Annotated in this window: 23 protein-coding genes and 1 pseudogene; 6 read left to right on the forward strand and 18 right to left on the reverse strand. The window is 62.1% G+C overall.

Translation table 11 applies throughout. From position 1 onward, the window contains the following. Positions 1-35 precede the first annotated feature (35 nt). Both Q7S58_RS12685 and Q7S58_RS12690 read left to right on the forward strand, forming a co-directional pair. Positions 36-1,166: an iron-containing alcohol dehydrogenase gene (locus Q7S58_RS12685; RefSeq protein ID WP_304825956.1), complete on the forward strand. Its 1,131-nt coding sequence runs from the start codon at positions 36-38 to the stop codon at positions 1,164-1,166. Between the two features lie 17 nt (positions 1,167-1,183). Continuing rightward, positions 1,184-3,334 carry a mechanosensitive ion channel family protein gene (locus Q7S58_RS12690; protein ID WP_304825959.1) on the forward strand — a complete coding sequence of 717 codons (2,151 nt, stop codon included), beginning with the start codon at positions 1,184-1,186 and terminating at the stop codon, positions 3,332-3,334. Positions 3,335-3,367: 33 nt separating this feature from the next. Here Q7S58_RS12690 and Q7S58_RS12695 read toward each other — a convergent pair whose 3' ends face one another. The 14 genes from Q7S58_RS12695 to Q7S58_RS12760 form a co-directional block, all read right to left on the reverse strand. Then, positions 3,368-3,733: a DUF4870 domain-containing protein gene (locus Q7S58_RS12695; protein ID WP_304825962.1), complete on the reverse strand. Its 366-nt coding sequence runs from the start codon at positions 3,731-3,733 to the stop codon at positions 3,368-3,370. Between the two features lie 133 nt (positions 3,734-3,866). Next, the gene (locus Q7S58_RS12700) at positions 3,867-4,310 is read right to left on the reverse strand and encodes a PleD family two-component system response regulator (protein WP_304825966.1); all 444 of its coding nucleotides are present in this window, start codon (positions 4,308-4,310) and stop codon (positions 3,867-3,869) included. 1 nt (position 4,311) lies between these two features. Beyond that, entirely contained in the window at positions 4,312-5,358 is a 1,047-nt protein-coding gene (locus tag Q7S58_RS12705; protein WP_304825969.1) for a sigma-54-dependent Fis family transcriptional regulator, read from the reverse strand. A 183-nt stretch (positions 5,359-5,541) separates the two neighbouring features. After that, positions 5,542-6,048: a 6-carboxytetrahydropterin synthase gene (locus Q7S58_RS12710; RefSeq protein ID WP_304825972.1), complete on the reverse strand. Its 507-nt coding sequence runs from the start codon at positions 6,046-6,048 to the stop codon at positions 5,542-5,544. A 10-nt stretch (positions 6,049-6,058) separates the two neighbouring features. After that, positions 6,059-6,961: a hypothetical protein gene (locus Q7S58_RS12715; RefSeq protein ID WP_304825975.1), complete on the reverse strand. Its 903-nt coding sequence runs from the start codon at positions 6,959-6,961 to the stop codon at positions 6,059-6,061. Positions 6,962-6,994: 33 nt separating this feature from the next. After that, a complete protein-coding gene (locus tag Q7S58_RS12720) occupies positions 6,995-8,095 on the reverse strand; it encodes a ResA-like WAxxUGC motif-containing protein (RefSeq protein WP_304825979.1) in 1,101 nt (366 codons plus the stop codon). Between the two features lie 54 nt (positions 8,096-8,149). Next, a complete protein-coding gene (locus Q7S58_RS12725; RefSeq protein ID WP_304825982.1) occupies positions 8,150-11,629 on the reverse strand; it encodes an exodeoxyribonuclease V subunit beta in 3,480 nt (1,159 codons plus the stop codon). After that, positions 11,626-14,895 carry a PD-(D/E)XK nuclease family protein gene (locus Q7S58_RS12730; protein ID WP_304825986.1) on the reverse strand — a complete coding sequence of 1,090 codons (3,270 nt, stop codon included), beginning with the start codon at positions 14,893-14,895 and terminating at the stop codon, positions 11,626-11,628. Before Q7S58_RS12730 ends, Q7S58_RS12725 begins: the two co-directional genes overlap by 4 nt. Before the next feature lie 112 nt (positions 14,896-15,007). Then, the gene (locus Q7S58_RS12735) at positions 15,008-15,844 is read right to left on the reverse strand and encodes an MOSC domain-containing protein (protein ID WP_304825989.1); all 837 of its coding nucleotides are present in this window, start codon (positions 15,842-15,844) and stop codon (positions 15,008-15,010) included. A 196-nt stretch (positions 15,845-16,040) separates the two neighbouring features. Further along, the gene (locus Q7S58_RS12740; protein ID WP_304825992.1) at positions 16,041-16,376 is read right to left on the reverse strand and encodes a type II toxin-antitoxin system RelE/ParE family toxin; all 336 of its coding nucleotides are present in this window, start codon (positions 16,374-16,376) and stop codon (positions 16,041-16,043) included. A 57-nt stretch (positions 16,377-16,433) separates the two neighbouring features. Then, complete coding sequence (locus tag Q7S58_RS12745; protein WP_304825995.1) at positions 16,434-16,874, reverse strand: hypothetical protein; 441 nt, start codon at positions 16,872-16,874, stop codon at positions 16,434-16,436. A 176-nt stretch (positions 16,875-17,050) separates the two neighbouring features. Beyond that, positions 17,051-18,223 carry an LLM class flavin-dependent oxidoreductase gene (locus Q7S58_RS12750; RefSeq protein WP_304825998.1) on the reverse strand — a complete coding sequence of 391 codons (1,173 nt, stop codon included), beginning with the start codon at positions 18,221-18,223 and terminating at the stop codon, positions 17,051-17,053. A 42-nt stretch (positions 18,224-18,265) separates the two neighbouring features. Next, positions 18,266-18,658: a nuclear transport factor 2 family protein gene (locus Q7S58_RS12755; RefSeq protein WP_304826001.1), complete on the reverse strand. Its 393-nt coding sequence runs from the start codon at positions 18,656-18,658 to the stop codon at positions 18,266-18,268. A gap of 61 nt (positions 18,659-18,719) precedes the next feature. Further along, the gene (locus Q7S58_RS12760) at positions 18,720-19,403 is read right to left on the reverse strand and encodes a DUF2231 domain-containing protein (RefSeq protein WP_304826004.1); all 684 of its coding nucleotides are present in this window, start codon (positions 19,401-19,403) and stop codon (positions 18,720-18,722) included. Positions 19,404-19,674: 271 nt separating this feature from the next. Between Q7S58_RS12760 and Q7S58_RS12765 the strand changes: the two genes are divergently transcribed. The 4 genes from Q7S58_RS12765 (at position 19,675) to Q7S58_RS12780 (ending at position 21,916) form a co-directional block, all read left to right on the forward strand. Next, positions 19,675-20,034 (forward strand): helix-turn-helix transcriptional regulator, encoded by a 360-nt coding sequence (locus tag Q7S58_RS12765; RefSeq protein ID WP_304826007.1) that lies wholly within the window; start codon positions 19,675-19,677, stop codon positions 20,032-20,034. A 28-nt stretch (positions 20,035-20,062) separates the two neighbouring features. Continuing rightward, positions 20,063-20,542, forward strand: coding sequence for an SRPBCC domain-containing protein (locus Q7S58_RS12770; protein WP_304826010.1), 480 nt, complete (start codon positions 20,063-20,065; stop codon positions 20,540-20,542). 29 nt (positions 20,543-20,571) lie between these two features. Then, positions 20,572-20,835: a hypothetical protein gene (locus tag Q7S58_RS12775; RefSeq protein ID WP_304826013.1), complete on the forward strand. Its 264-nt coding sequence runs from the start codon at positions 20,572-20,574 to the stop codon at positions 20,833-20,835. Positions 20,836-21,025: 190 nt separating this feature from the next. Then, positions 21,026-21,916 (forward strand): transglutaminase-like domain-containing protein, encoded by an 891-nt coding sequence (locus Q7S58_RS12780; protein WP_304826016.1) that lies wholly within the window; start codon positions 21,026-21,028, stop codon positions 21,914-21,916. Positions 21,917-22,068: 152 nt separating this feature from the next. Here the strand turns inward: Q7S58_RS12780 and Q7S58_RS12785 are convergent, their stop codons facing one another. The 4 genes and pseudogenes from Q7S58_RS12785 to Q7S58_RS12800 all read right to left on the reverse strand — a co-directional run. Continuing rightward, positions 22,069-23,319, reverse strand: a complete 1,251-nt coding sequence (locus Q7S58_RS12785; RefSeq protein WP_304826020.1) for a hypothetical protein — start codon at positions 23,317-23,319, stop codon at positions 22,069-22,071. Between the two features lie 33 nt (positions 23,320-23,352). Beyond that, a complete protein-coding gene (locus Q7S58_RS12790; RefSeq protein WP_304826023.1) occupies positions 23,353-23,595 on the reverse strand; it encodes a glycine zipper domain-containing protein in 243 nt (80 codons plus the stop codon). 409 nt (positions 23,596-24,004) lie between these two features. After that, on the reverse strand, positions 24,005-24,655 hold the full coding sequence (locus tag Q7S58_RS12795) for a sulfotransferase family protein (protein ID WP_304826026.1): 651 nt from the start codon (positions 24,653-24,655) through the stop codon (positions 24,005-24,007). A gap of 140 nt (positions 24,656-24,795) precedes the next feature. Then, positions 24,796-25,027 (reverse strand): annotated as a pseudogene (locus Q7S58_RS12800) (hypothetical protein); the annotation flags it as partial.

The raw sequence follows: 25,027 nt of genomic DNA on the forward strand, positions 1-25,027 counted from the left end.
ACTCGACCGGAGCAAACCGCTCGCAGGAGGTTCACGTGGACAAGACCGCTGGCGAATACCGCTTTACCCGGCTCGAGAGCGTGATCTTCGGCGCCGGCAAAATTGAATCGCTGGGCCCGGAACTTACGCGCCGCGACGCCAAGCGCACGCTGATCGTCACCGGCAATACGCTCGGCCGTTCGAAGCTGCTGGACAAAGTGAAGATGGCCGCGGGGTCCGCGCTGGCCGGAGTTTTCAGCGGCGCCGTGCAGCACGTGCCGTCGCGCACGGTGGCGGAGTTGATCGCGGATGCGCGCCGGCTCGAAGCGGACTCGATGGTGAGTTTCGGTGGCGGCAGTCCGATCGATACGGTGAAGGCCGCGGCGATGGCATTGATGAAAGAAAATGGTGGCCGCGAGATTTTGCATATCGCCGTGCCAACCACGCTGTCAGCAGGCGAATTTACACCAGCGGGCGGCATCACCGACGAAGCGACGCGGGTCAAAGGCGGCGTCGCGGACCCGCGCCTGCAGGCGAAGGTCGTCATTCTCGATCCGGCGCTGACGGTCGAAACGCCAGCGTGGCTGTGGGCCTCGACCGGGATGCGCGCGCTCGATCACGCGGTCGAGGGTTCGTATTCGATTCGGCATCAGATGATCACCGACACGCTGGCCACGAAGGCAATCGCGTTGCTCGACGCGCATCTGCTGCCGTCGCTGCAGACCGCCGGCGACGAGGAGCTCGAGCATCGGCTGCAATGCCAGTTGGCCGCGTGGTTTTCGATTTTCGGCATGATGAACACGCGGGTCGGCATCTCGCACGCGCTCGGTCATCAGATTGGACCGTACTGGAACGTGCCGCACGGCGTAACGTCATGCATCACGCTGCCGCACGTGATGCGCTTCATGGCCGGCGTCGCGGCGGATCGCTTTGGTCCGATCGCCGACGGCTTCGGCGTCCGCTTCGATCGCCAAAGTCCGCGCTCGGCCGCGCTGGAATGCGCCGATCGCACCGCAAAATTTATCAAGAAATTCGAAGTGCCGACGCGGCTGCGCGACGTCGGCGTGCCGCGCGAGGAGATTTCGCGGATCGCGGACACCGTGCTGGAGGAAGTGAAACGCTCGAACACGGTCGGCGCGGAAGTCAGCCTCGAGCAAATCGTCGCGATTCTGGATTCGGCGTACTGAGTAGTCCGGCGCGCCTGATGATTTTTTTCCGCGGCAATTTTTGGCGGCCTTGCGGCACCGCTGCGATCCTGATCGCCACGATGCTCGCGGTGATGAACAATCGCGCCGCGGCGCAATCGCCGCAGCCCGCGGATCCTGCTTCGCTCTCGTCTTCAGCGCCGACTGCGTCTCCGCTTTCGCCAACCGCGACGCCAAAAGGTAACCCGACGGGCACGCCGTCGCGCGCGCCGAAATCCGCCGCGACCGCGAAGCAACAACAAAACGCCACGACTGTCTCGCCGACCGATCCGCAAACGGTGCTCTCGTACCTAAGCGATCTGATCAGTTGGTATCGGCATCTCGGCGTCGAAGCGGAACTGGTCGAGGAGCCATACGAAACGCTGTTCCTTGCGAACAGCCGCCAGATCGCGAACGAGGTGTTGAACCTCGGCTTCGAGTATGCGCGCGCGCAGGCGAATTACATCGCGCAAACCACGGGCAAGACCGGCGCGGGCAACGGCAGGATCGTCGATTCGACCGAAGCTGCGCGGCTGACTGATCTCAAGCAGAAAGCCGACGCCGCCGATGCGCAGGTCGCAGCGCTGCAGACGCGCATCAAGGGTTTGCAAACCCGGCTGAACGCGTCGCGGGGGAGACCGCGGACCGTAATCGCGTCGGAGATCGGCACGGCGCAGAGCGAACTGGATCTCGCGCAGGCGCGGGCCGACGCGGCGAAGGCGATCCTGCAATTCGAGAGCGGGACGATCATGCCGGCCGAGGGCAACGACCTCGCCACTCAGATCGACGAACTCGAGCATTCGATTCCCGACGCCGAGCGCAACGCGAAGCATCCTGTGACGGGCGCTCCCGCCGCCGCGTCCGCTGCCGCACCCGCCACGTTCGCCGCGATCGCGCCGCGGAGACCGCAGCCGACCGGGATCCTCAGCCTGGCGACCGATCTGCTGGCGCTGCAACGCAAGGATGACACGCTCGAGCAAACGGCGGCGCTCACGCGCCAGCTAATCAAGCGCGCGCAAGGCGTGCTCGATCCGGTGCTGGCCCTGCTCAGGGACATCGATCGGCAGGGCAATTCGCTGCCGCAGGGAACCGCAGTTGCCGACGCCCAGGCGCTGCGGGATCGCAAATTAACGCTGGCAGCGCTGCTCGAACAGCATCGGCTCGCGGTGGCGGTTTCGCTGCCGCTGAACAAGCAGATCGCCGTCCTCAATCTGCATCTGAAGAATATCGCGCGATGGCAGGCGACGATCGATCAGCGCTCCTCGACCGAACTGCGGAGCCTCGCACTCCGGCTGGGCGGCCTCGCGACCATCCTGATCGTGATTTTTTTGAGCGGTGCGCTGTGGCGCATCTTTACCGACAAGTACGTGCAGGATATCCGCCGGCGCGGACAAGTGATGGCGCTACGGCGCATCGTGATAAGCCTGGTGATAGTTCTGGTCCTGATCATCACGTTCTCGGACGAACTCGGCTCGTTTGCGACTGTCATGGGCTTTGCGGCAGCCGGAATCGCGGTAGCGCTGCAGAACGTGATCCTGTCGATCGCCGGCTATTTTTTCCTGATCGGACGCTTCGGAATCAAGGCGGGCGATCGTGTTCAGATTGGCGGCGTGACCGGCGACGTGATCGAAATCGGACTCGTCAAGCTATCGCTGCTGGAACTCGCCGGCACCGGAATCTATCGACAGCCGACCGGGCGCGTGGTGGTCTTCTCGAACGCGATCGTATTTCAGCCGAGCGGCAACTTCTTCAAGCAGGCGCCCGGCACCAGCTTCATCTGGAATGAAGTCCGGCTCACGCTGGCGCCTGATTGTGATTATCGATTGGCGGAGAAGCGGCTGCTCGACGCGGTTGACGAAGTGTTCAGCCGCTATCGTGACCGGGTGCAGAGCGATTACCGGCATCTCGAGCGCGACCTCAACCTGCTGCTCGATACGCCCAAGCCGCAGAGTAGGCTGAGCCTCAGCCAGAGCGGCCTCGAGGTGATAATTCGCTATCCTTGCGAGGCGCATGCCGCGCCGCAGATCGCCGACGAAGTTTCGCGCCGCGTGCTCGACGCGATCAATCGCGAGCCGAGCCTAAGGCTTGCGATGCAGGGAATCGCGAACATCCAGGCGCAGGAGCCGCCGCCGCCGCCATCGCCGGGCGACGGTACCGTGATCCAAAAGTAGATTGAGGGACTCGCGCGCTCGAGGGGACGTTCTTTAGGGCGTGGTGCCCGCGACGTTATCGACGATGTCGGCGAGTTCGGGAATCCGATAGCGTTCGCCGTTGTAGGCCTTGTACATCAGGATGACCCAGAAAACCGCAAAGCCAGCATCGACCAGGCCCGAGATGAATCCGAGCAGTGAGGCAATCGGACGGGGCATCACTGCGATAAAAACCGCGAAGACGATGTGGGCGGCGAACCACGCGATCGTAAACGCGATCGATTGGCGCGCGTGGAAGCGAATGAAGTCGTCCTGGCTGTACGGTTCGACGAACAGAAAAATCACCCCGGTGACGAAAAATCCGAGGTACGCGAGCGCTGCGATCGGTTGGTTGCGGGCTCTGGCGGCGTCGCCGTTCATTGCGAATCCCTCCGTCACTTCGGATCCGGAATCAAGATCGACTCGTGAGCCATAAGGTGTAACCGAACGAGCGAGTGGATCGCAATGCGCGGCGGTGCAGCCGGGAGCCTGCGGCGATCGCGGCGAAATTCGGCTAGTGCTTTTCCGCGCGCTCCAGGCGATCGAGCGCCGCGGTGGCGTTGCGCGACGCTTCGAGAACCTCCAGTTGCGCGCGCACGCGAGTCGCGAGCTGCTTGCGGAAAACCGGCTTGGCGAGGAAGTCGCTCACGCCGAGGCGCATGCCCTCCTCGCGCGCGTCAAGGTCGTCGCGGGCGGTGATCATGATGATCGGGATTTCGGCGGTGATCGGATCGTTTTTCAGCGCGCGGACAACTTCGAAGCCGTCCATCTCGGGCATCATCAGGTCGAGCAGAATGACATCGACTTCGTTCTCGTGAACCAATTTGAGACATTGTGCGCCAGAGTTGGTCTCAATTGGAAGAAAGCCTTCGCGCTGAAGATGCCGCGAAAGAATAGCGACCGTGTCCTGGTCGTCATCCACCACCATGATTTGGGGCAGCCTGATTGAATCGCTCATACTATACCTGGCGTGAGTCTTTCTGGTTATCGTCCGCGGCGATTGCGATCACGCCGCATCGTCTGAGCTTGGCGGAAAACGTGGTCCGCTTGAGTCCCAGCAGCCGCGCCGCCGCCTGCTTGTTGCCGCCGGCCTGCTTGAGCGCGTCGTTGATCAACCTTCCTTCCAAGTCCCGTACCAATTGGTTCAGGTCGAGGCCGTCTTCCCCGAGTGATTCCGGGATTTGCGGAACCACCGGACGCGTGACTGCGACCACATTCTCGGGCAGGTTTGAAATATCGATTACGGAGCCGTCGCACAGGATCGCCATCCGCTCGATCAGGTTTTCCAGCTCGCGGATGTTGCCGGGCCAATCGTAGGACCACATCGCCACCATCGCTTCGCGGCTCACCTGGATATCGCGGTCCGGATTGCGCGCGCGGATTCGCTCGAGGAAGTGCGTTACCAGCAGCGGGATATCCGAGCGGCGCTCGCGGAGCGGCGGAATCATGATCGGAATCACCTGCAATCGATAAAACAGGTCCGCGCGAAACACGCCTCTCTGCACCGCTTTTGGCAAATCGACGTTGCTGGCCGCGATTACGCGCACGTCGATATGGCTCGCCCGATCGGAGCCGACCGGCCGCACCACGCCGTCCTCGATCACGCGCAGCAGTTTGGCTTGTAGCACATACGGCATTTCGCTGATCTCGTCGAGAAAGATCGTTCCGCGATCGGCACTCGCAAGCAGGCCGCCGCGCGGCGCCGCGGCGCCGGTGAAAGCTCCGCGCTCATGCCCGAACATTTCGGATTCCAGCAGTTCAGTTGGAATCGCGGCGCAGTTCACCGCCACGAATGGCTGGCGGCATCGCGGCGACAGCGCATGGATGGTATGCGCAACGACTTCTTTGCCGGTGCCGCTCTCGCCTGTGATCAGCACCGTTGCTTCGCTGGTCGCCACGCGTTCGACCAGTTTGCGCAGCTTGGCGATCGCGGGATGCTGCCCGATCATGGCGCGCTCGAACGGCGGAGGATTTTCGCTGGGAGCCAGTTTTGATTCGAGAGCCACAGATTTTCCGGCGGAGTGTTCCACCGCCATCTAAACTTCGGGGTAGCGAATAATCGCACTTCCATCGCGATGTGTACAGATGAACACTCGGAGTGGACAGCATAGCCTAGCAATGCTCGCGATAACCTTTGCTTGCTGAATTTCGACTCGACCAGCGTGAGCGCAGCGGCGCAGAGAGGCGGGTTATCTTTCCTGCGGCGGGATTTCGCTCCGATAAATCGCCGACTGGCCGGGGCCCTCGGCCACCGAAATCTCGATGACGGTGACGTCCGTGAGGGCGTCGCGCGCTTTCAGCGCGTTGGTGAGCTGATTCCAGATGTAGCGCGCGAGTTCCTCGGCGGAGCTATGAACGATCGGCACGAGGCAAACGTCGCTGGCCGGGAAAACGAACTCCTCGTTTTCGTAACGGACGCTGATGCGTCCGTCGGCGGGACCATCGATCGTCAGGCAATCGCTATCAGCGGGGATGATCGTATGCTCGTCGAGGCGATCGACGATTTCCTTGGTCAATTTTTTGATCAACCCGAAATCGATCACGTAGCCTGTGTTCGCAAGTCCGCCCTCGACGTAAACGCCGACCTGGTAGTTGTGCCCGTGCAGCGGTTCGCGGAAGCCCGCGTACGCGATGAAATGCGCGGCAGAAAATTTGAGGTTTTCCTTCGCGACGTGCACTGAAAATTTCGCCGTCATCGCTATTCAACTATATGACGCCCGCGAGCTTGAGAAGCGCCGACATGCTCGGATGCGCGCTCGCCGGGAAGCGCGCGCCGTAGCGCGCGATGTCGAGCGAAGTCGCCCGGATGAAGCGATCGCGCTCGCTTGCATGATGAAGCGAAATCCACTCGGCGAGTTCGGCGGCGCATCGCGCGTCGCCGGCGATGCTCTCCGCAAGGTCGTGAATCGCGACGCCGTGCAGGCCGCCGAGCAGGCATTCGGCGAAATATCCGATCTGGCCGGCGCGATCGAAGCCGGGCAATTCAAGTTGCAGCGCGTCCTCGAGCGAGAGCAGCCGATGCATCGCAAATTCTTCGCGCCGCGAGCGAATCGCGGGATCTCCGCTGCCATCGACACCCGATGCGATCGCGATGATCGCGACGCGGCCGTCGTCGATTTCCACGGGATGGAAAACGTAGCCGGGCGAAGTGTAATCGAGCAGGCTCCGGAGCGCGCGCCGATAGCCGAGCAGATCGAAGCGGGTCGCGCGCGCAATCGCGAGCAGATACTCGCCGAGTGGCTGGCCGGCGCGGTCCGCAATCGCGATCAGGCGCTCGAAAGCCTCGGGCGAATATTCCTCGCGGCGCGCAATCATCGGCGCGGATTCGCGATCGAAGGTGAGCAGCAATCCGCCGATACCACTATTGCCGCCGGCGATCGACGCCCATATCGGCGCCGCGCGATCGATCGGCTCGATATCCATCGCGAGATAACTGCCGTGGCTCGACGGCTTGGCGAGCCCGCGCCGCGCGTTGTGAATCGAGACCGGCTCGGCGTCGAGTGCGATCAGACGGCTGTTGCCGGCGCGCCGCTCACCCAGCAGGCCATAGCCGCTCAGCAGCGACCCGTATCCGATAACCAGCAGCCTACGATTCGATTCTTCCGCCACCGCGATTAGATGCGAGCGCTCCGCCTGAATTTATTACTGGATGTCTTCGGCGGCCGGATAATATTTTCCTTCGCCCAGCGAATCGACGGCAGCCCAGAACTCGGGCCCGCCCGCTTTCATCGGATCCTCGAGCGCCCACGCCTGGCGCTTGTAATTCCAGCTCTCGGGACAAAGCCGCTTCGCTTCCTCGAAATATTTCTTCGCCGCGTCGGCGTGCCCTTGTTCGAACAGGTACTCGCCGAGCCGAAAATTTGCCGCCGCGCGAACGTGCGAATCGTCCGGCGTATGCATCCGGCGCAGAACCTCGTCCTCGCTGAGCGCAAAGCGGCTGGCCGATCCGTTGGCGACCCAGTCGCGGAGCGCATCGAGATACGCCTTGCGCTTGTTCTGCAACTCGTTCATCGCTTCGGTCGGTATCGAAAAATTGGTGCGATCCATCTTGCGGAACGCGTCGGTCACGCCGGCCGGCTCGCTCGGGCGAACGATCTTTCCGCGCTCGTCGATCCACACCGCGGTCGGCACGTTGACCATGTCGTAAAGTTCGGCGACGACGTGACGCCGATCGATCAAGCTCGGATAAGTGGGGTTCGCGGCCTTGATCCACGGCTCGGCGGCCGCATTGCCGCCGCTGTCGAACGCAATCGCGATTGGCACAAATCCTTTGGGTCCGAGTTCTTCGTAAAGGGCCTGCCAGACCGGCAGGTCAAAGCGGCATCCTCACCATGAGGCCCATGAAACGACCAGCACCTTCTTGCCGCGATAATCCGCCAGCGAATGCAGGTTGCCGTCGAGATCGGGCAGCGTGAAATTCGGGCCTTCGAGCGAAGTCAGACTGCGCTTGCGATCCGACGCGGCCTCGCCGACGCACCACACCTGATGCTCCGTGTCGGCGACCACGGGCCGTCCGAGCAGGCCCGCGAGCGCAACCAGGTTGTATCGATCGCCTGCGACGACGCCGTCTTTCAGCGACGCGGGCACCGGGATGCATACGTCGCCGCGGCAAAAGCCCTCGGGGCGATGCGTCCAGCCGGCGATTCGCTCGAGATCGGCGGCCTTCAGCCACAGTGCGGAACCTTTTTCCTGGGCGTCCACCCCGTGGATGACTTGCTCGCCATAGATGATGTCGATCGCCATTGCGGTTGCCTCGGTTTGGATTTCACCACAACTAAGCGCCGACACCAAACCGAATCAAATCCAGAGAATTGCACCTCTCACAGGGCATCCGGTGCTGCGAGCGAGCGCCCGCATGTACAAATCGATCTGCGCGCGATACTCGTCGAGGCGGCCGCCGAGGCCGGCGTCGGTTTTGAAATCGACGACAGTCCACGAGACGGCGCCCGCGATTTTTTCCGCAAACACGAGGTCGGCGATTCCTTCGACCGCGGCGCCGTCGTCGAGCGTGAGCATCAGCGGGCATTCGCGCATCGCAGTTTGCGCGACTCGCGCGCGGCGCATCAGCGAAGAATCGAGCGCTGCTACCACCGCGATCGCGGCGGCGGCGACATCGTTTTCCGGCGCGCCGAGGATTCGCCCCGCGCCGGCCGCGATACGCGCAACCTGCGCCGCGTCGGCGTCGAACGGCGTGCGGAGCATCGCGAGATGCACCAGCGTGCCAAACTCTTTGCCGTGCGGGCGTCCCGCTTCGCGCGCGATGCGCTCGATCGCGATCGCGTCGGCATATTTTTGCGCAGCGTCGGGCGCCGCGATCGCAAGTTCGGTTGCGGTGCTCACCTTCAGCGACGGCATCGCGCCAGCCGCGAGCATCGCCGCTCGATTCGCGCGCCAAGCCTCGTAGGCTTGCTTGCCTTGTTCCGAAACGAGCTTTTTTTCATCGACTTGCAGCAGCTTGTTTTGCCTGAGGCCCATCTGCTCTTCGACTTGCAACTCGAGGCGCGACGGATCCCACCAGACCACGTTGTGTTCGCCGTCGTGCGCGCGATGCAATCCCGGCATCACCGATTTATTTCGTAGTGGCGCTCGCGCCGGACGCGTCAGCACGCTGTCATCGCCAAACTCGGGGCATCCCGCGTGCTTCGGCATCAGCGGAGGACGCCGATTTTGCGTCGCGGGATATATCACTGGATCGAGGCGATCGAGCCATCCGTCGCGTTCGTTGGGCCGCGGCGTCTGCGCGAACGGATCGACGTCGCCGACCGTCGGCACGACGATCAAATCGCGCGCACGAGTCGTCGCGACGTAGAGCAAGCGCTCAGCTTCCCGCTTGTCGCGTTCGAGTTCCTCGGCATTGTGATCGAGCAATTCGCGCGGAGCACAGCCGGCCAACTCCATCGCACAGAGCCGGCTCGCGGGCTCTGCGTAGCGCGACGCCTCGGCGCGAGTTTCGTTGCAGGTCGGATCGGCGAGAATGACGATCGGAAATTCGAGGCCCTTCGCGCGATGCACCGTCATGATGCGCACGCCTTCGGTGCCTTCCTCGACGATCGGCGTCTCGCTCGCCTCGTCGCGATCGGCGCGCGCTTCGAGTTCATCCACGAAGCCGCGAAACGAGGTCGCGCCGCTGCGCGCCTCGTAGCGCCGCGCCTGATCCATGATGCGCATGACGTTGGCGAGAGCCTGCTCGCCGGTCGGCCAGATCGCGATTCCGGCGTGTGCGCGCGTTTTCGCGAGCACCATCGCGAGCGTCTCAGCAATCGGACGGCGATTGCGCCCGCGATGCAGATCCCTGATCACGTCGAGCGCGTCTTTGACTTCCTTGAGATGCGGCGCCAAGCCGTCCGGAATTTTTCGGAACGGATGCAAGCTGCCGATCGTCTCGCGGAACTCGAGCAGCGCGGCGTCGGAAAGCGCGAACAGCGGCCCGTGCAACGATGCGAACACCAGCAGCTCGTCGTCGGGACGCTCGATCGCGCCGAGCACGTTGCGAATCGCGACGACTTCCTCGCGCTCGTTGAACGAACCGCCCTTGACCAGCACGTGCGGCAGATGCCGCGCTTCGAGTTCGCGCAAGTACGCGCGGGTGATGTCCTGGCCGAAGGAATTCATGCGGCGGAACAGCACGCAGATGTGGCGCGGACGAATCGCAACCGGCGTGTCGGGCGCCTCGCGCTCGGTGACTCGCCATCCGCTTTTATCGACCAGCCACTTTATGAAGGCAGCGATTGCCTTCGGAATCGATTCGTCGATTTTCCAATTGAAGACGCGACCGTAATCGCCATACGGCTCCGGAACCGGCAGCGCGACAATCGCCGGCTGGCCTTCGATCTGCTGACGATACTGCATCAACGGCGCGTATTGCGGCTGCGAGCGCGATTCCTGATTCATCAACGGAGCGAAGGCGGCGTTGGCCATATGCTGCAATTCCGGATTGGCGCGAAAGCTGACGGTCAAATGCTCGAGCGCGGCGCCGTGCAACAGCAGCATCTGCTTCACACCCTGATAGAGCGCTACGTCGGCGCGGCGAAATCGATAGATCGATTGCTTGGGATCGCCCACGATAAAGAGCCGCCCCGGATGCGGTCGCACGCGGCGCCAATCCGACTCGGCCGGATCGGAAGCTGAAAGCAGGATCAGGATCTCCGCTTGCAGCGGATCGGTGTCCTGGAATTCATCGACAAAAATGTGCGTGAAGCGCTTTTGCAAAGTCGCGCGCACCGCGGCGTTGTCGCGCACGAGATCGCGCGCTTTCAGCAGCAAGTCGAGAAAGTCGAGGCGGCCCGCGCGGCTTTTCAACTCTTCGTAATAGCCCACGACCGGCCACAGTTCGTCGCGCAAAAGAGGAGCGAGATTAGCGCCCGCGGTCTCGCGAAATTTCTTGAGCCGCTCCCGCAGCGCCTCGCGACGGCGGAAAACCTCGCCCCGTTCGACCTCGCCAAAGTCGCCGCCGAAGCCGCGCCAATCCCAATGCCGGCCGCGCGAATTGGATACCAGCACCGATTCGAGCGCGTCGTGATCGCGGCCGCGGACCGATTCAAGCCGAATCGCCTCGCTGACCGGTTTCGCGATGGCGCTTAGACTTTTACCCAGCCAATCGTCCGGACTGCTCTCATCGGCGAGTCTGCCGAACGCGAGAATTTCTTTTATCAGCGAATCGATCTCCGAATCGCGATCGAACGGCGACGGCTGCCACGGAGAATCGAAATCGCGCCATTGCAAAAGATCGTAGGCGGCGCGCCGCGCGATTTCGCGCGGCCCCGTGCGCTGCGAAAGATCGCGCCGCCGCAGCAGCCGGCGCATCCCCTCGCCCGGATTTTCGAGCACCATCTCGAACCACCGGTCGAACGCCGCGTCGAACATCTCGCTCGCGACATCCTCGGGCGCAACTTCGAACATCGGATCGACGCGCGCTTCCACCGGACGCTCGCGCAGCAGGTCGGCGCAGAATGAATGGATCGTGCCGATGCGCGCCTCTTCGAGTTGCTCGAGCGCCTTGTCGAGCCGCGCGCGAACTTCGACGTCGAGGGCCGCGCCATGCCGCGCCTGCTCGATCTCGGCGCGCAGCCTGAGCTTCAATTCGCCGGCCGCTTTTTCCGTGAACGTGACCGCGACGATTTGCGAGAGTTGGCCGCGCCCCGACTCGATCACCGACACGATTCGATTCACCAGCGCCGTGGTCTTGCCGGTGCCAGCCGCCGCTTCGATCACGAGCGTGGTATCGAGATCGTTGCGGATGCGATCGCGAACCTGCTGATCGGATGGAATCGCGCTCATGGCATCTCGCGGAGCCGCGTCAGCGCGTCGAGCCGCGGCTTCGGCTTTCTTGCGGAGCGGCGCTGCTCGTACGGCCCGCAGACGCGCTTGTAATCGCACCAGTCGCATTCGCGATCGCCGGGCGCCGCGGGCAGAAATCCGCGACTCAGCGCGTCGCCGAGAATCGCGACGAACTCGCGCGCCGATTTGCGCGCGCCGTCGTTGATCTCGACGCTTCGTTCCTGGTAGCCGCCGGTGGCAGTGCAGTAATAGAGCCGCCCCACCCCGATCGGCTCGTGCAAAACGTGCTCGGCCGCGAGCGCATAAAAGACCGGCTGCAACGTTTTACCGCCGCCGATCACGAAATGCTTGTCGGCGCGCACTTTGCCGGTCTTGTGATCGGTGACGCGGATTCGCCCGTCCGGGTCGCGCTCGATCAAATCGATCGAACCGCGCAGCGTCAGTCCGCCCTCGATTGCGACCGGATCCGGCGAACTGCGCGGGTCGGCCTGCGCGCGATCGTGAAGCCCGAAGCCAAGCTCGAACGCTTCCGGCGTCCAATGCTCCGGGTCGTCGGCCGCGCGCCGCAGCCATTCGCGCAAGTCGGCGCGGATTCCTTCGATACCGTCGTCCCACACGCGCTCGATCGCCGGCGCCAGCTTCTCGCGCCATCGCGCCGCGGCTTCCTCGATTCGCTCGTCGAGCAACCCCGACGCGTCGTCGAGATTGTCGCGCGTGACCGGCAGCGCATCCAGTTCGCGCAGCTCGCTCAATATCTCGTACTGCACTTCGGCGAAAATACTCCCGCGCGTCAGCGGTTCGAGCATCTCGATCGCGTCGGGCTCCTCGCGCGGCTCGAGACGATGAATCGCCTGGAGCAGAAATCGATACGGGCAGGCTGCGAAATGTTGCAGCGCGGTCGGCGAATAGGATCGCGCCGACAATTGATGACGTCCCAATGCGCTGAGCGACGACGGCTCGGGATCGACCAGCCCGTCGGCGAAGGTCCATCGCTTCAGCCATTTGCGCGCGCGCGATCGCAGAGCGCGGCCGAGATGATCGTTGGCGTCGAGCAAATAATTCGCAGTGCCAATCGTCGTTTCCGGGTCGGCGTCGACGAGCTTGTCGAGCACCGCGAGATCGAATTCGGCGTCGTCGATCGCGTCATCGGGATTTTCCGGCGCGGGCCATCCGAGCCGCGACGCACGCTCGGACGCAGCGCGCCGCGCGAGTTCGTCGAAGCCGGGCAACTGTCCTTCCGCGGCGCGCAGAATTTCAAGCGCGTAGAAAGATGGAACGCGCGGACGCCCCTGATCGAGATCGACGCGTGGGTACGAAAAAATCGCGCGCTCGCGCGCCGCGCCGGCGGCGATTCGAAGCGCCAGCCGCTCCGCGGAGGAACGGCGCTCGACCCGCGCGAGCATCGGGCTGAGCCGCGCGCGCATCGAGTCGGGCAGGAGCGGATCCTCGATCAGCTTGCGCGGAAAAACCCGCTCGGCGAGCCCGGGCGCGATCACGACGTCGAACGCCATGCCCTTCGCGCGCCACGGTGAAGCGACGAACACCGCGCCGTGGCGGCGTTTTCTGCGCGGAGTCTCGAGCCGGCCGAGGCGCACGCCGAGCACCATCCGCACTTCGTCGAGGCCGATCGGACCGACCGGCGCCATCGGCTCGAGCTCGCCGAGCGCCGCGAGCACCGGCTCGGCATCGCGAATCGCGAGCGCGACCAAATCGCGCAGATACTGAAGCCACTCTCCCCACGTCGTGGAAATCGGACGCGCGCCGAGCCGATTCAGAATCGGCATCGCGACCTTGGTCAAGTGATCGAGATCGAGAATCCGCCGTTCGAGTCCCGCCACGTGCGTATCGTCGTCCTCATATTCGGCGCGCCGCGCGAGGAGCTCATTGCGCAGTCCGCCGAGCCGCCGTTCCCAGCGCTCGGCGCTGCCAATTACCGCCGCATCGACGATCAACCGCTCCCATCGCCACGGCGCGCGCACGGTTCCTGCGACCACCGGAATCGGATCTGAACTCTCCGGCTCCGACTCGGGCTGATCGTTCTCGATTTCCAAATCGTCGGCCAGCGGAGCCGGCGCCAGTTCGCTGTCGGGACTCGCGATCGTTGAGTTGCTCGGTGACGCATCGGCGTCGGGCACTTGCGCGAGCGAAAGATATTCGGCAAAGCGGCTGGCGGAAAGATCCTCCGACGCGCAACTGAGCAGCGCCAGCAGCGCACGCCCGCCGGGCTCGGGACGACGCGTGCCGCGCGCGAAGTACGCGGGAATTTCGGCGCGCGCGAGTGCCTCCTGCAAGTATGGAGCGTAGCGCACCGGCTCATGGAGCAGTACCGCGATTCGATCGAAGCGCACGCCGCGCCGCGCTTCCGCGCAGATACGCCGCGCGATTTCGACGCACTCATGCATCTCGCCCGCCGCGGAAATCATCGCGACGGTGTCATCGACGTCGCGCTCCGGCACAGGACTGTCGCCAAACAGATGCGATTGCAGGCGAGCGAGCGAGGTCGCACCGCCGTCGTCGGAAGACTTCGTTGCGACCGTCTTCGCCGCCGTGCCGAGCGCCTGCTCGAGCAGAGAAATCACGTGCGTATCGCCCGTCGGCGCCGTCGCGAGGATCGAGGGCGATCGCGCCGCCAGCGCGGCCAGCAGATCGCGCTCGAGCGCGCCGTCGATCGACGGATCGAGCAGCAGCATCGGAAGGCCGGCGAATCGCGGGATTAAATCCGCGCGCACCGCATCGGCCGCGATTTGCAGCATCGCGGCCCGATCGATCAGCTTCGCGGCGGCCAGCTCCGCGTCGAATCGCTCGAGCATCGCGGCCAAGGATTCGCCCGCCGAATCGAGCGCGCGCAATTGCTCGGCCGTGACGTTGTTCAGCCGAAGCTCCGCGAGCGTGCGCGCCAGCGCCCGGGGAAATCCTGGACGTTCGAGCACCGGCTCGAAATACGAATCCGCCTTCGACGACGCCAGCCGAAATACCGCGCGCGTCGCGACCGCTTCCGCCGCAAGACCGTCGGCGGGTGCGAGTCCGGCCTCCGCCATCCGATCGGCGGCGAGCAATCCGACCAGTCGATTGAGGGTCAGGCGATGCACCCCGAGCATCGAGCCGTGCGCGATCGCAAAATCGCGCACCAGGTCGTCGGCAGCCTCCGGCACCGACGCGATAACCAGCACCTCGCTCGCCCTGGGCTGCAATTCGAGCCACGCCCGCGCTGCGGCAATCCGCTCCGACGCGCGCGGGCTGACGACTATTTCAGATTTGTCCGGCATGAGCGGCGCGGCGTTCGATGCGCCTTCACATCATGCTCCGCACCGTCGCACCGCTCTGCAAGAGGGTGCAATCGCGCCTTTCAACAGTGCGACAACGGTTGTCGCGGGACGGCTACTGAACGAGATAGACCGGATCGCCGACGCGAACTTTGCCGCCAGCGCCGATCGACGCGAACACGCCGACGTTCGCTTTATGATGATACGCAGCGGTGCGCAGAATCGCGTAGTCGCGCCCCAAATCTTCCTGCGGATGAGTCGTCATCACGCAGCGCAGCGCCGGTTGCATCGCGACGATTTTCAAACCCGCGCCGACTTCGAGCGTGCCGCCAATCCAGTCATCTTCGATAAACGCATCATCGCGCGCGCCCGTCTCGACCAGGATCGTCGGACGAAAACGGCGCGGATCGAAGTTCGACCCGGCGGTTAGCTTCGACAGATGGCGCAGCGTGCCGGTCGCGATCACGTGCATCACGTTGGTATCGAAAAAGCTCGCCTGCTCGAGTTTGAAGTTGTCCGGCATCGCCTTCATGCCGGGAAAAATCTGGTCGAACGGCACATCGGCAAACACCGTGGCAGGATCGATTCCAGCGCGCTCATTGTGCGCCGTTTCGGCGCGTTCGAGCCTCATCTTGCGCCCGAGTGCGGTCGAAATCGCGTCGGCCGCATCGGCGTCCTCAGCATGGATCTTGCGCGAATCAGGCAGCGTGATCGTCACGGGATTTACGCGCCCCGCAACCGGTGGCGAGTCGTACGCCGCGCGGAATTCGAACAGCCCCGCGAATTTCTTGGCGCTCGCGATCTGCCCGGTCACGGCCTCGCGCAATGCGTACGCGCGATCGCCGATCGCGCCGCGCTCGCTGAACTCGAGTTCCGCCGGATGCTCCCCGAGCATCGATTTGACCGGATATCGCGCGAGCGCGCTCACCGTGCCGATTTGCCTTCGCGCCATTATTGCAACCTACTTCGACTGTCCATGGCGAGTCTCCTTGCGCGATTCTCCTTGATTCCAAGTCGAGTGTTACCGCACCCCCCCGCCTCACGGCAACCATCCGCAACCCGCGCCCGCGCCTGATCCAAATGTTTTTGAACTGGGACAGCTAAAACTATCGAAGAAGCAAAAGCAGACGACAGGCACGCGCGCGAGGCTAAAAGGGGTTCTCGGAAATGAACCTGGTCCGGGCTGCCTCGATTTCCTTTTTCGTGACATCTTCTTTTTCAGATTTGTGGTAAAGCAGGAGACCGACCAGTTCTGCTTCGGCTGTGCGCCACCAATAGATCAGTCGATAACCTCCAGATTTGCCGCGATTCTTATCCGGATCAGGAATCCTCTTCTTAAAGATCTGCCGGTTGTTGCCGGGGATGGGTGTACCTGCGAGAGGAATAGACGGATTGCTCGGATTAGCTCTAAATTCCGAGAGGATTTCGTTCCAGCTTTCTTTGAGCGCGGTTGAAGTCTTTGAACCTAATTTGGCGCGCTTCAAATCCCGCTCATAGGTGGGACCGAATCGGAGCCGGACGCGTACGCCCTGCACTGCGCTCTAGTTCGCGGCTTCGCGCTTGGCGCTTTCTAACAGTCCCTGAAACGCAGCACTACGACCGAGTGCAAGTGTCTCCTCAATGTCGCGAAGTTCATCCGACAGTTCGGCGATCCGCTGCGCGTATACTTTATGCCATCGCGGGAAATTGTTAGAGCGACCGAGCACCTCCGCCGACGCCTCAAGTTTCGTCGCGATCAAATTTGCCACTACGATCGCTTCGTCGATCTTTCCCGGCGATTGAGCTTCGTCAGGAGCGCGCAAGAAAGTGTACAAATCGTCGCGTACTTTTGTAATGAGTGCGATCAGCGTTTCGTCTAACTCGCGGATTCGACTCATCAATCTCCGCCGCGCCGCATCTTTAACAATAGGCGCCGTCTCAATTAATGACCGAACGCTGCCTAACCTTTCCGCTAAATCAGTGCTTATGGCTAAGGCTTCCATTGAAAACTATCTCCGCGCGGTCGAACAATGACGGTGTGGCCAAGTAGCAACTAAACGATTCAGCAATACCTCGATTGCTACCATGCTATTAGGTCTTACCGAACCTGTCTAACAAATCGAAAGTAACTAAAAGCGGCCGCTTCCGCATTTTGCGGTGTAGCGCGCGCGGGGCGCGCTTACTTCTTTTTCTCCCGCGGATGCGTCGCGTTGTAGTCGTGGATCGCTTTCAGGATCGCGCCCGTCGATTTCTCCATCAGTTCCTTCTTGTTGGCGCGCACTCGATTCGCCGAGTCGTCGATCGGCTTGATCAGCCCCTGGCATCGCGGCATCACGTATCGCGCCAGCAACTCGTAACTGCGGAGACTCTGTTCGCGCGTCACCCAGTCATGCGCGAAACACATCAAAGTGCCGAAACCGCCCGCATGCTTTTGCAGCTTTTCGATCGCGATCAGCGCGTCTTCAGGCGTTCCGAAAATGCCGCCGCCGTATTCCGACATCCGCTGCGCCGCCTTGTAGCCGTCCTCGATCGGCTTGGCGACCGGCGACCCGAGGATTCCCACGAGATACTCGTTCTGCCAGCTCTTCAAACCCTCGGCCACTTCGCGCAGCGCCTGCTCTTTCGAGTCCGACAGATGCACGTTGACGAGAATCCGCCAGTTGGCGCGGTCGATCACTTGGCCGTGTTCCTTGGCCGAGGTCTCGCCAAAACCCCACTGCGTCGGCAGCGCCTGCAAGCCTTCTTCCGAGTAAGTCGCGACCGAGAGCACGCCGACGCCGTACTTGCCCGCGGCTTTCATTCCCGACGGCGAGATCGTGGACGCGACCGCGACCGGGATCTTGTCCTGCAGCGGACGAATCTGCAGCGCCGCATCGTTCAGCTCGAACCACGAGCCTTTGTAGCTGAACGGCTCGCGCTCGTGGAGGAGGCGGATAACCACGCCGAGGCCTTCGTCCATCTTGTCGCGCTGCGTCATCGGATCGATTCCGAGCATCACCGCGTCCGACGGCAGCGCGCCCGGCCCGACGCCGAGCATCGCGCGCCCGTGGCTCAAGTGATCGAGCATCGCGATTCGCTGCGCAATATTAAACGGATGATGATACGGCACCGAGATGACGCCCGTCCCAAGTTTGATTCGCTTGGTGCGCTCCGCCGCCGCCACCAGGAACATCTCGGGCGAGCCGATCGTCTCCCATCCGGCCGAATGATGCTCGCCGACCCAGAATTCGTCATAGAGCAAATCGTCGAGATGCTTCACGAGTTCGAGATCGCGCTGAAGCTGGAGCGTCGGATGCTCCCCGATTGGATGATGCGGTGCGAGAAACACGCCGAAACCTAAACGCTGGTTCATGTCAGGACTCCTTCGAGCGGCGCTATCGCAGCCGCGAGTTGATTATCGCAGCGCCGCGGTATGCGCCGAATCCAGGTACTCGTCGAGCCGCGTGATTCGTCCGTTCTCGACTTCGCAGATGATGCACGCGGGCAGCGAAAATTCCTTGCCCGAGCTTTTCAGCTTGCCGCGCATCACGTGCTGCTGCACGAATCCGGTCGGCGTCGGCTGGCGGCGGACTTCCGTGTACGCGACTTCGTTGATATTCGCGACCACCCATCCGAGCACGGCGAGATTCTGCTCGACGGTCTGCGTCAGCCCGTCGTTGTTGTGCCAGATTTTCGCATTCGGCGCGTAAACGCTGCTGCGGATTGCGGCGAGGTCGCCGTGCTCGATCGATTTGAACAGCCGGTCCGCGACCGCGAGCGATTCCTGCGCGTTGGTTTTTGCTTCCATAGTAACTTTTGAGTACGACTTCCCCGCCGAACTATCAACCCGATCCAACCGAGTCGCGATTCTACATGCTGGTCGCCGACGCCGGCGTCGAAGTCGCGCTCGGCGTAAGAGTATTCGCCGCGCTCGCCGGTGGCGATTCAGCCGCCGCACCGGACGCGGAAGGCGCCGCAGTCGTCGGCGCTGGAGTCGGCACAGAGACCGTCGGGATCGGGCCCGCGGTGGTGGGCGCGGCAGCGGGAGTGGCGCTCGGACTCGCCGATTCGTTGGGCACCGGCACGCCGGCCATCAATGCGGTCCCCGCGCCGTAATCGTACACCAGCACCCCGCCAAGATGAGCCGAGTATCCGAGTACGACCACGGCCACCAGCGCGACGATCAGATAAATCATTCGCGAGCCCGCCATGAAGCCGAGCGTCTCGATCATCAAGCGCCAGAGCGCGAGCACGCCGAATGCGATCGCGAGATATTCGCCGAGTTCCGCGTGCCGCTTGAGAACTTCCTTCGCCGGCGCGCCGAGCGCGTTCCAGATGCGGTCGGCCTCCATGTCGCCCGTGAAGAACGATCCGCCCGCTGCCAGCGCGCCGAGAATCATCAGCGTGACTGCCGAATACCGCAGCCAGAGCCGCGTCGATGCCATGCTCGCGATCAAATCGAGCAGCACCGCGACCATCAGCAGGCTCACCGAGAAATGGTCGACCACAGGATGCAGTTGCATTGCGGATAAGTAGTGTTCGAAGGCTTCCATTTATGCTCCTTGCCCTACGCGGATATGATTGCGCGCGTCATCGAAAAATTCTCCGCGCGTTCGAAACCAAATTCTCGGCGAGCAGTAAATCACGAACAGATGGTTTCGCGCGAGTCAGCGCGGTCCTCGCTCAGTGACGCTTGACGTACCTGATCGTGGCGCGATCAACTTTTCAAAAAACGGCACTTGACAAATTATCGGATATCGAGGTATTTAACCATATAGTTATTTAACTGGAAGGTTCAGCAAGCTTCAAAGGTCTCCACCAGCTATGTCATCCGATCAGCTCAGCGCCACTTTTGCCTCTCTCGCCGATCCCACCCGGCGCGCGATCCTGGCCCGCCTCGCCCTCGGCGAAGCGTCGGTTACCGAGCTGGCTGAGCCGTTCCGGATGAGCCTGCCTGCGGTCTCAAAGCATCTGAAGGTGCTCGAGCACGCCGGCCTGATCGCGCGCGGACGCGACGCGCAGTGGCGCCCATGCCGGTTGAAGGCCGCGCCGCTCAAGGACGCAGTCGATTGGCTCGAGCAGTACCGCCGCTTCTGGGACGAGAGCTTCGATCGCCTTGAGGACTATCTGCGCGAGCTGCAGAAGAACGACGCCAAGGAGAAGAAAAATGGACGCAAGAAATAGCGCCGTCGCCGATAAAAGGAGAGGTAGCATGGAAGCACAAAGTAACCTCGCGACAGAACCCGCGGGTCGAATACTCGTCATCACGCGCACCTTCGACGCGCCGCGCAGCCTCGTCTTCAAGGCATGGACCGAGCGCGAGCATCTGGTTCAATGGTTCGGTCCGCGCGACTTCAAGGTGATCTCGTGCGAGATGGATGTCCGCACCGGCGGCATCCTTCGCGTCCATTCGCGCTCGCCCCAGGGAAGCGACCACTACCTGCAAGGCGTTTATCGCGAGATTGTTCCGCCGCGGCGTCTCGTCAGCACCTATGCGTGGTCGGACGCTCAGTGGAAGCCGACCCGTCCTGAAACCCTGCTGACACTTACCTTCGAAGAGGAGCAGGGTAGTAAGACCAGACTTACTCTGCACCAGGGCATCTTTGAGTCGATTACGGCTCGCGATCTACATCGCGGCGGCTGGAGCGAATCCCTGGATCTGCTAGCAGCTCATATCATGAAGGCTCGCTAGGTTCACCGTCATCACGCGGAGGCACTATCATGCTAAGTCGCGAACGAAGAGTTCATCAAGGTATGGGCTTCGACCTATGGACCGGACAGCGCTCGTGGTTCTGGAAGCTGGCCGACCGCGGCGCGATTGGCGCAGCACTCAGCCATCCGCAAGCTGTTCGCGAGGCCTGCAGGGCGATCGATGAGTTGCTTGAGTGCGATTCCGGCTTCGATCCCGCCGGCGCCACTTCGGCCTACCACGAGCGATGGCACAGCGCGCTGGATCGCCTGGCCCGGTACGTCGCGGCAGCATAGCTGGCTAACTAAGGAGCGGCGCGCATGAGAGGTTGTTGCTATGAGCCTGCCGCGGCCGAGCCGGTGCGCGTGCCACTCGCGCGCCGATCGCACGATGCTCGTGATTGTGTCCGCCGCTTCGCTATTGTACGCGGTAGCGGGACCTCTGCGCCGCCTCATCCAAGCACTCCCATGAGAAGGAGCTGAACCCATGGAAAATCACCTCGAGTACTATAAGAACCACGCGCCGATGACCGATCCCGGCGGGTATTCATCTGTTGTGTGCGACCTCCCGCGCGACATCGGGAAGCTGTGTGAGATCATCCAGGGCTTTGTGATTCATCGCGATATGGCGCCGTTCGCCTACGACGTGAGGTTCTCCGAGGAGCGGCGCAACGACGCGAACATCCGTCCGCTCGAAGCCATCCTGCGCCGCACTTTCGAGCTCGACGATCGTCCGATCACTGTCGCGCGCGAAAAGGAAAAGCGCTTCGCCGGCGTGTGCCGCCACTTCACGCTGATGCTATGCGGAATTCTGCGCGCGCAAGGCGTCCCGGCCCGCGCGCGATGCGGCTTCGGCGCGTACTTCAATCAGGGCAAGTTCGAGGATCATTGGGTGGGCGAGTACTGGAACGCTAGGCAGTCGCGCTGGATCCTGGTCGACGCGCAGCTCGACGTGGTTCAGAAAAAAATCTTCAAGCCCGACTTCGACCCCCTCGACGTGCCGCACGATCGATTCATCATCGCCGGCGACGCGTGGCAGACGTGCCGCTCCGGCCGCGCTGAAGCAAGTAACTTCGGCCTGTCGATGGTGCCCGGACTCAAAGGAATGTGGTTCATCGCCGGCAACGTGCTCCGCGATCTCGCGTCGCTCAATCGCGCCGAGATGCTGCCGTGGGACGCCTGGGGCCTGATGCCGAAGGACGACGCCAGCCTCGCCGACGAGAGCATGCCGGTGCTCGATCGCGCCGCCGCGCTGACGATCGCCGGCGACGACGCATTCGCGCAAGTCCGCGCGCTCTACGACGGCGACGATCGCTTGCGCGTGCCGCCGGTTGTTTTCAACGTGCTGCTCAACGCGGAGGAGAAAGTCTCGGTCTGAAGCGAGGGATGTAATCTGCAGGATTGGCGGCCATTCGCATTCAATCTAAGCATCAAGCAGTAACAGATGCGGCCGCACCGAACTTAATCGATACGGCCGCATTTTTTTTCCAGGGACGACGCGATAGCCGTTAGGCTACATCGCAAGCGCAATCAGTCCTGGTTGCCGTTCCCATTCCCATGACGTTTATCCTTGCCGTCGTGCCGATCCTGTTTGTTCTGTTCGTGCGCCTCGTGCTTGTTTTCCCGATTCTGTTCGCGGACGGCGCGCGCCGCCCGATGATCCTCTTGCCGCGCCGCTATCTGCTCTCGATGCTGGTTCGCCCGCTGAACCTTTCTGTCGTTCTTCTCTTGATGGCGCATGGCTTGCTGCTGATTCCGTTGACCGCGCGCCGCCTGCTGCTCCTGATAGCGCCGGTTCTGCAAGTCGCGAGCCGCCTGCTGCCGCAAGTCCTGACGATTACGCTGTTCCCGGGCCGCGAGCTGCCGCGTAGCCTGTCGATTCTGCTGGATACGGGTGGCCTGCAGCTGGCGGTTGCGATAGTTCTCCTCGCGCAGCGCCTGTTGCCGCTGACGCTGTTGGATCAGTGCATTCCGCTCGCGCACTGTCGCCTGATTGTTTTGCCAGTAGCGATGCTGCTCGATCCAATTGGGACGATTGCTCGATACCCATTTAGGATTCTGCTGGTACCACCATTTCCCATAGTGCCATTGATGCTGGTTGTCGTAAGCGCCATCCTGGTTCAGCCACTTAGGGTTGAGCGAGGCCCACTCTGAGTGGTTCTCATAAAATTCATCCGGCTGGTTGTCATGCCACCAGTATGCGTCGCGCCATTGGCGGTTCGTGTCGTAGGCGCCCCAACGATTCGGATTACGACCTGACGAATAACCAGAGTAACTACTCAGACTTCGCCAGACGTTAGGATGGTTCGCCAGGAAATCGCGTAGTTCAGGGTGGCTGCTAACGTAATTGCGATTGAATACCAGTTCGGGATTAGAACGGAGATCAGACGCGACCCTGGGATGGTTCGCGAGAAAGCTGCTGAAGCTATCGTTGTACAGACCGTAGCCCTGCGACTGTAGGCCGCGCCATAGGTCGGGATTCGACTGAAGGAAGCTGCGCAACCGCGGACGCTGGAGGCGCCACTCCGGATCATAGAGTCGGCCCGGATTAGACTCGAGCGCTAGCTGGTCGTCGCGATTATCCCGCAGGTACTGTTGAAAACTCTGACCTTGCGGCACACTGCTGCTGAACCACGGATAGTTGGCCGGAAAGCTTACGCTTTCATTGCTGGCGTATTGCTGAGGCTGATTGTTGTCGTATTGCGCAAATGCCGGCGTCGCGAAGGCTAGCGCCAAAACTGCCGCCGACCACGTGATTGTCTTCTTGACTTGCTTCTTCATCAAAATATTATCTCGTGCGCCCCTCGCGAACGACTATTCGCCGTACCGCTGACGGTTCTCGTTGTTTTGCATGCTGTTGCCGATTGCCATGCCAGTTCCTGCGCCGACGACTCCACCGATCGCTGCACCGGCAAGAGGCGCTCCTACCGCCGCGCCTACCAGTGCGCCGCCGCCGGCTCCAATTGCGCCGCCTGCGAGCGTCCCCTTCTCGCGCGTAGTCAACGGCTGACCGGAGCATCCCGCGATCGCAATCAGCGCGACACCGGCTATCGTCAATGTGACCAATCTGTTCCGAAATGGAGCGAGCCTGGAGTGACTCATTGAATCCCCGCACTCGAGCCTTCGAGAAATGAAAAAGTAGAAGATGGTCTAGCGGAGAGTGGTCAAAGGCGAGCGGAAGGCCACAGTCAGGCTGGATCAGGTGCGGACTCGAATCCTATGTCGATTCCGACTGGACACTAATCCATGCACGATCAGCGCCATATCAAGCGAATAGTAAAATATACTACTCATTGAGTATTTACCCTGAATATACAATGGATATTCGCTCTGAATAATAAAATCTAAATAATCAGGAATTGCAATATTTACATGGCAAGATCGGGTGGTTTAGCAGCTTTTACAGCCGCCGCCCAGGAGGATCATCCCGCGATCAGCGCCGCTCCGCTCAGGGTGGCGATAAATCTCAGACCTGCCGCATCGATTCGCGCATCCGCTGAATCAATGCCTGCGTGCTCGCGGTGTCGTTGAGCCGCGGAAATGGTTCCTCCGGTACAGCCACTTCAAGGAAGCGGCAGAGCGGCGCCCATCCTTCCCGCACGTCGAACACCAGCAGCCGCGCGGGATCGATCGTATCGCGCACCTCCTGATTGTGCCGCTGGAAGACCTCGATCGCGTGCGTCTTGTCCTCGAAGCGGTTGTCGAACGTGTCGGCGAGAATTGCCTTGCGCACCATTTCGTTCTGCAGCCGCATCTGTTCGGGCATGTTATCGGGCACTGGCCATTTCATCGGCTGGTAGATGGTATCGCTCATGCTCTTGTACCATGCTTTCGGATCGCGCACTGAGAGCAGCACCTTCGCGGCGGGATAATGCGCCGCCATCTCGCGCCACCATCGCGCCGCCGGCCAATCCACCGTCGCCTGAAAGTCGCGGAAGACCAGATCCCAATCCATCGATTGCCCGAATGCCAGCCGATGCCACATCGCGACATGCTCCGGCCGCGGAAATACTTCCATCATGTGATAGCAGGGACCGAAGCCGATTATTTCGAGCGCCTTCTTCAGCGAAAGCGTGCCGGTTCGACCAAATCCTGCGCCGACGACCTTCAATGCCATGTGCGAACTCCTGGTTCAGTGTTGCGCTCCGTTTACAACAGTTTGGCCATCTTGGCCATCGATGTCGAATAGAGAGGTTCCCGCCTCCCCGCTTCGAGTTCGCACCAGCCTATAGGAGCGCGAATCGGCAGTGAATCGCTTTAGTGCGGCGATACGGAAATCGTCGGCGTGGGACTCGCGACTGCCGCAGGCGACGGCGACGACTCGGGTGCAAGTATTACTGTCGCGGCCGGCGGTCCGCTTGGCCGCCGCACCACGAGTTCCAGGTCGCGGATCTGAACTTCGTTCCACACGCGCTGCGTGAACAGGTACTGGATCGCATCCATCGCGCGCATCTTGTCGTATGCCGGCGTCCACGATTCCTCGAATCCG

Source organism: Candidatus Binatus sp., assembly GCF_030646925.1.
GTDB lineage: Bacteria > Desulfobacterota > Binatia > Binatales > Binataceae > Binatus.

Bases quoted from the DNA above. Each gene is read 5' to 3' on its own strand.
- Q7S58_RS12690 (WP_304825959.1), top strand. From the start codon at position 1,184: ATGATTTTTTTCCGCGGCAATTTTTGGCGGCCTTGCGGCACCGCTGCG.
- Q7S58_RS12695 (WP_304825962.1), bottom strand. From the start codon at position 3,733: ATGAACGGCGACGCCGCCAGAGCCCGCAACCAACCGATCGCAGCGCTC.
- Q7S58_RS12700 (WP_304825966.1), bottom strand. From the start codon at position 4,310: ATGAGCGATTCAATCAGGCTGCCCCAAATCATGGTGGTGGATGACGAC.
- Q7S58_RS12710 (WP_304825972.1), bottom strand. From the start codon at position 6,048: ATGACGGCGAAATTTTCAGTGCACGTCGCGAAGGAAAACCTCAAATTT.
- Q7S58_RS12725 (WP_304825982.1), bottom strand. From the start codon at position 11,629: ATGAGCGCGATTCCATCCGATCAGCAGGTTCGCGATCGCATCCGCAAC.
- Q7S58_RS12730 (WP_304825986.1), bottom strand. From the start codon at position 14,895: ATGCCGGACAAATCTGAAATAGTCGTCAGCCCGCGCGCGTCGGAGCGG.
- Q7S58_RS12735 (WP_304825989.1), bottom strand. From the start codon at position 15,844: ATGGCGCGAAGGCAAATCGGCACGGTGAGCGCGCTCGCGCGATATCCG.
- Q7S58_RS12745 (WP_304825995.1), bottom strand. From the start codon at position 16,874: ATGGAAGCCTTAGCCATAAGCACTGATTTAGCGGAAAGGTTAGGCAGC.
- Q7S58_RS12750 (WP_304825998.1), bottom strand. From the start codon at position 18,223: ATGAACCAGCGTTTAGGTTTCGGCGTGTTTCTCGCACCGCATCATCCA.
- Q7S58_RS12755 (WP_304826001.1), bottom strand. From the start codon at position 18,658: ATGGAAGCAAAAACCAACGCGCAGGAATCGCTCGCGGTCGCGGACCGG.
- Q7S58_RS12760 (WP_304826004.1), bottom strand. From the start codon at position 19,403: ATGGAAGCCTTCGAACACTACTTATCCGCAATGCAACTGCATCCTGTG.
- Q7S58_RS12765 (WP_304826007.1), top strand. From the start codon at position 19,675: ATGTCATCCGATCAGCTCAGCGCCACTTTTGCCTCTCTCGCCGATCCC.
- Q7S58_RS12770 (WP_304826010.1), top strand. From the start codon at position 20,063: ATGGAAGCACAAAGTAACCTCGCGACAGAACCCGCGGGTCGAATACTC.
- Q7S58_RS12775 (WP_304826013.1), top strand. From the start codon at position 20,572: ATGCTAAGTCGCGAACGAAGAGTTCATCAAGGTATGGGCTTCGACCTA.
- Q7S58_RS12780 (WP_304826016.1), top strand. From the start codon at position 21,026: ATGGAAAATCACCTCGAGTACTATAAGAACCACGCGCCGATGACCGAT.
- Q7S58_RS12785 (WP_304826020.1), bottom strand. From the start codon at position 23,319: ATGAAGAAGCAAGTCAAGAAGACAATCACGTGGTCGGCGGCAGTTTTG.
- Q7S58_RS12795 (WP_304826026.1), bottom strand. From the start codon at position 24,655: ATGGCATTGAAGGTCGTCGGCGCAGGATTTGGTCGAACCGGCACGCTT.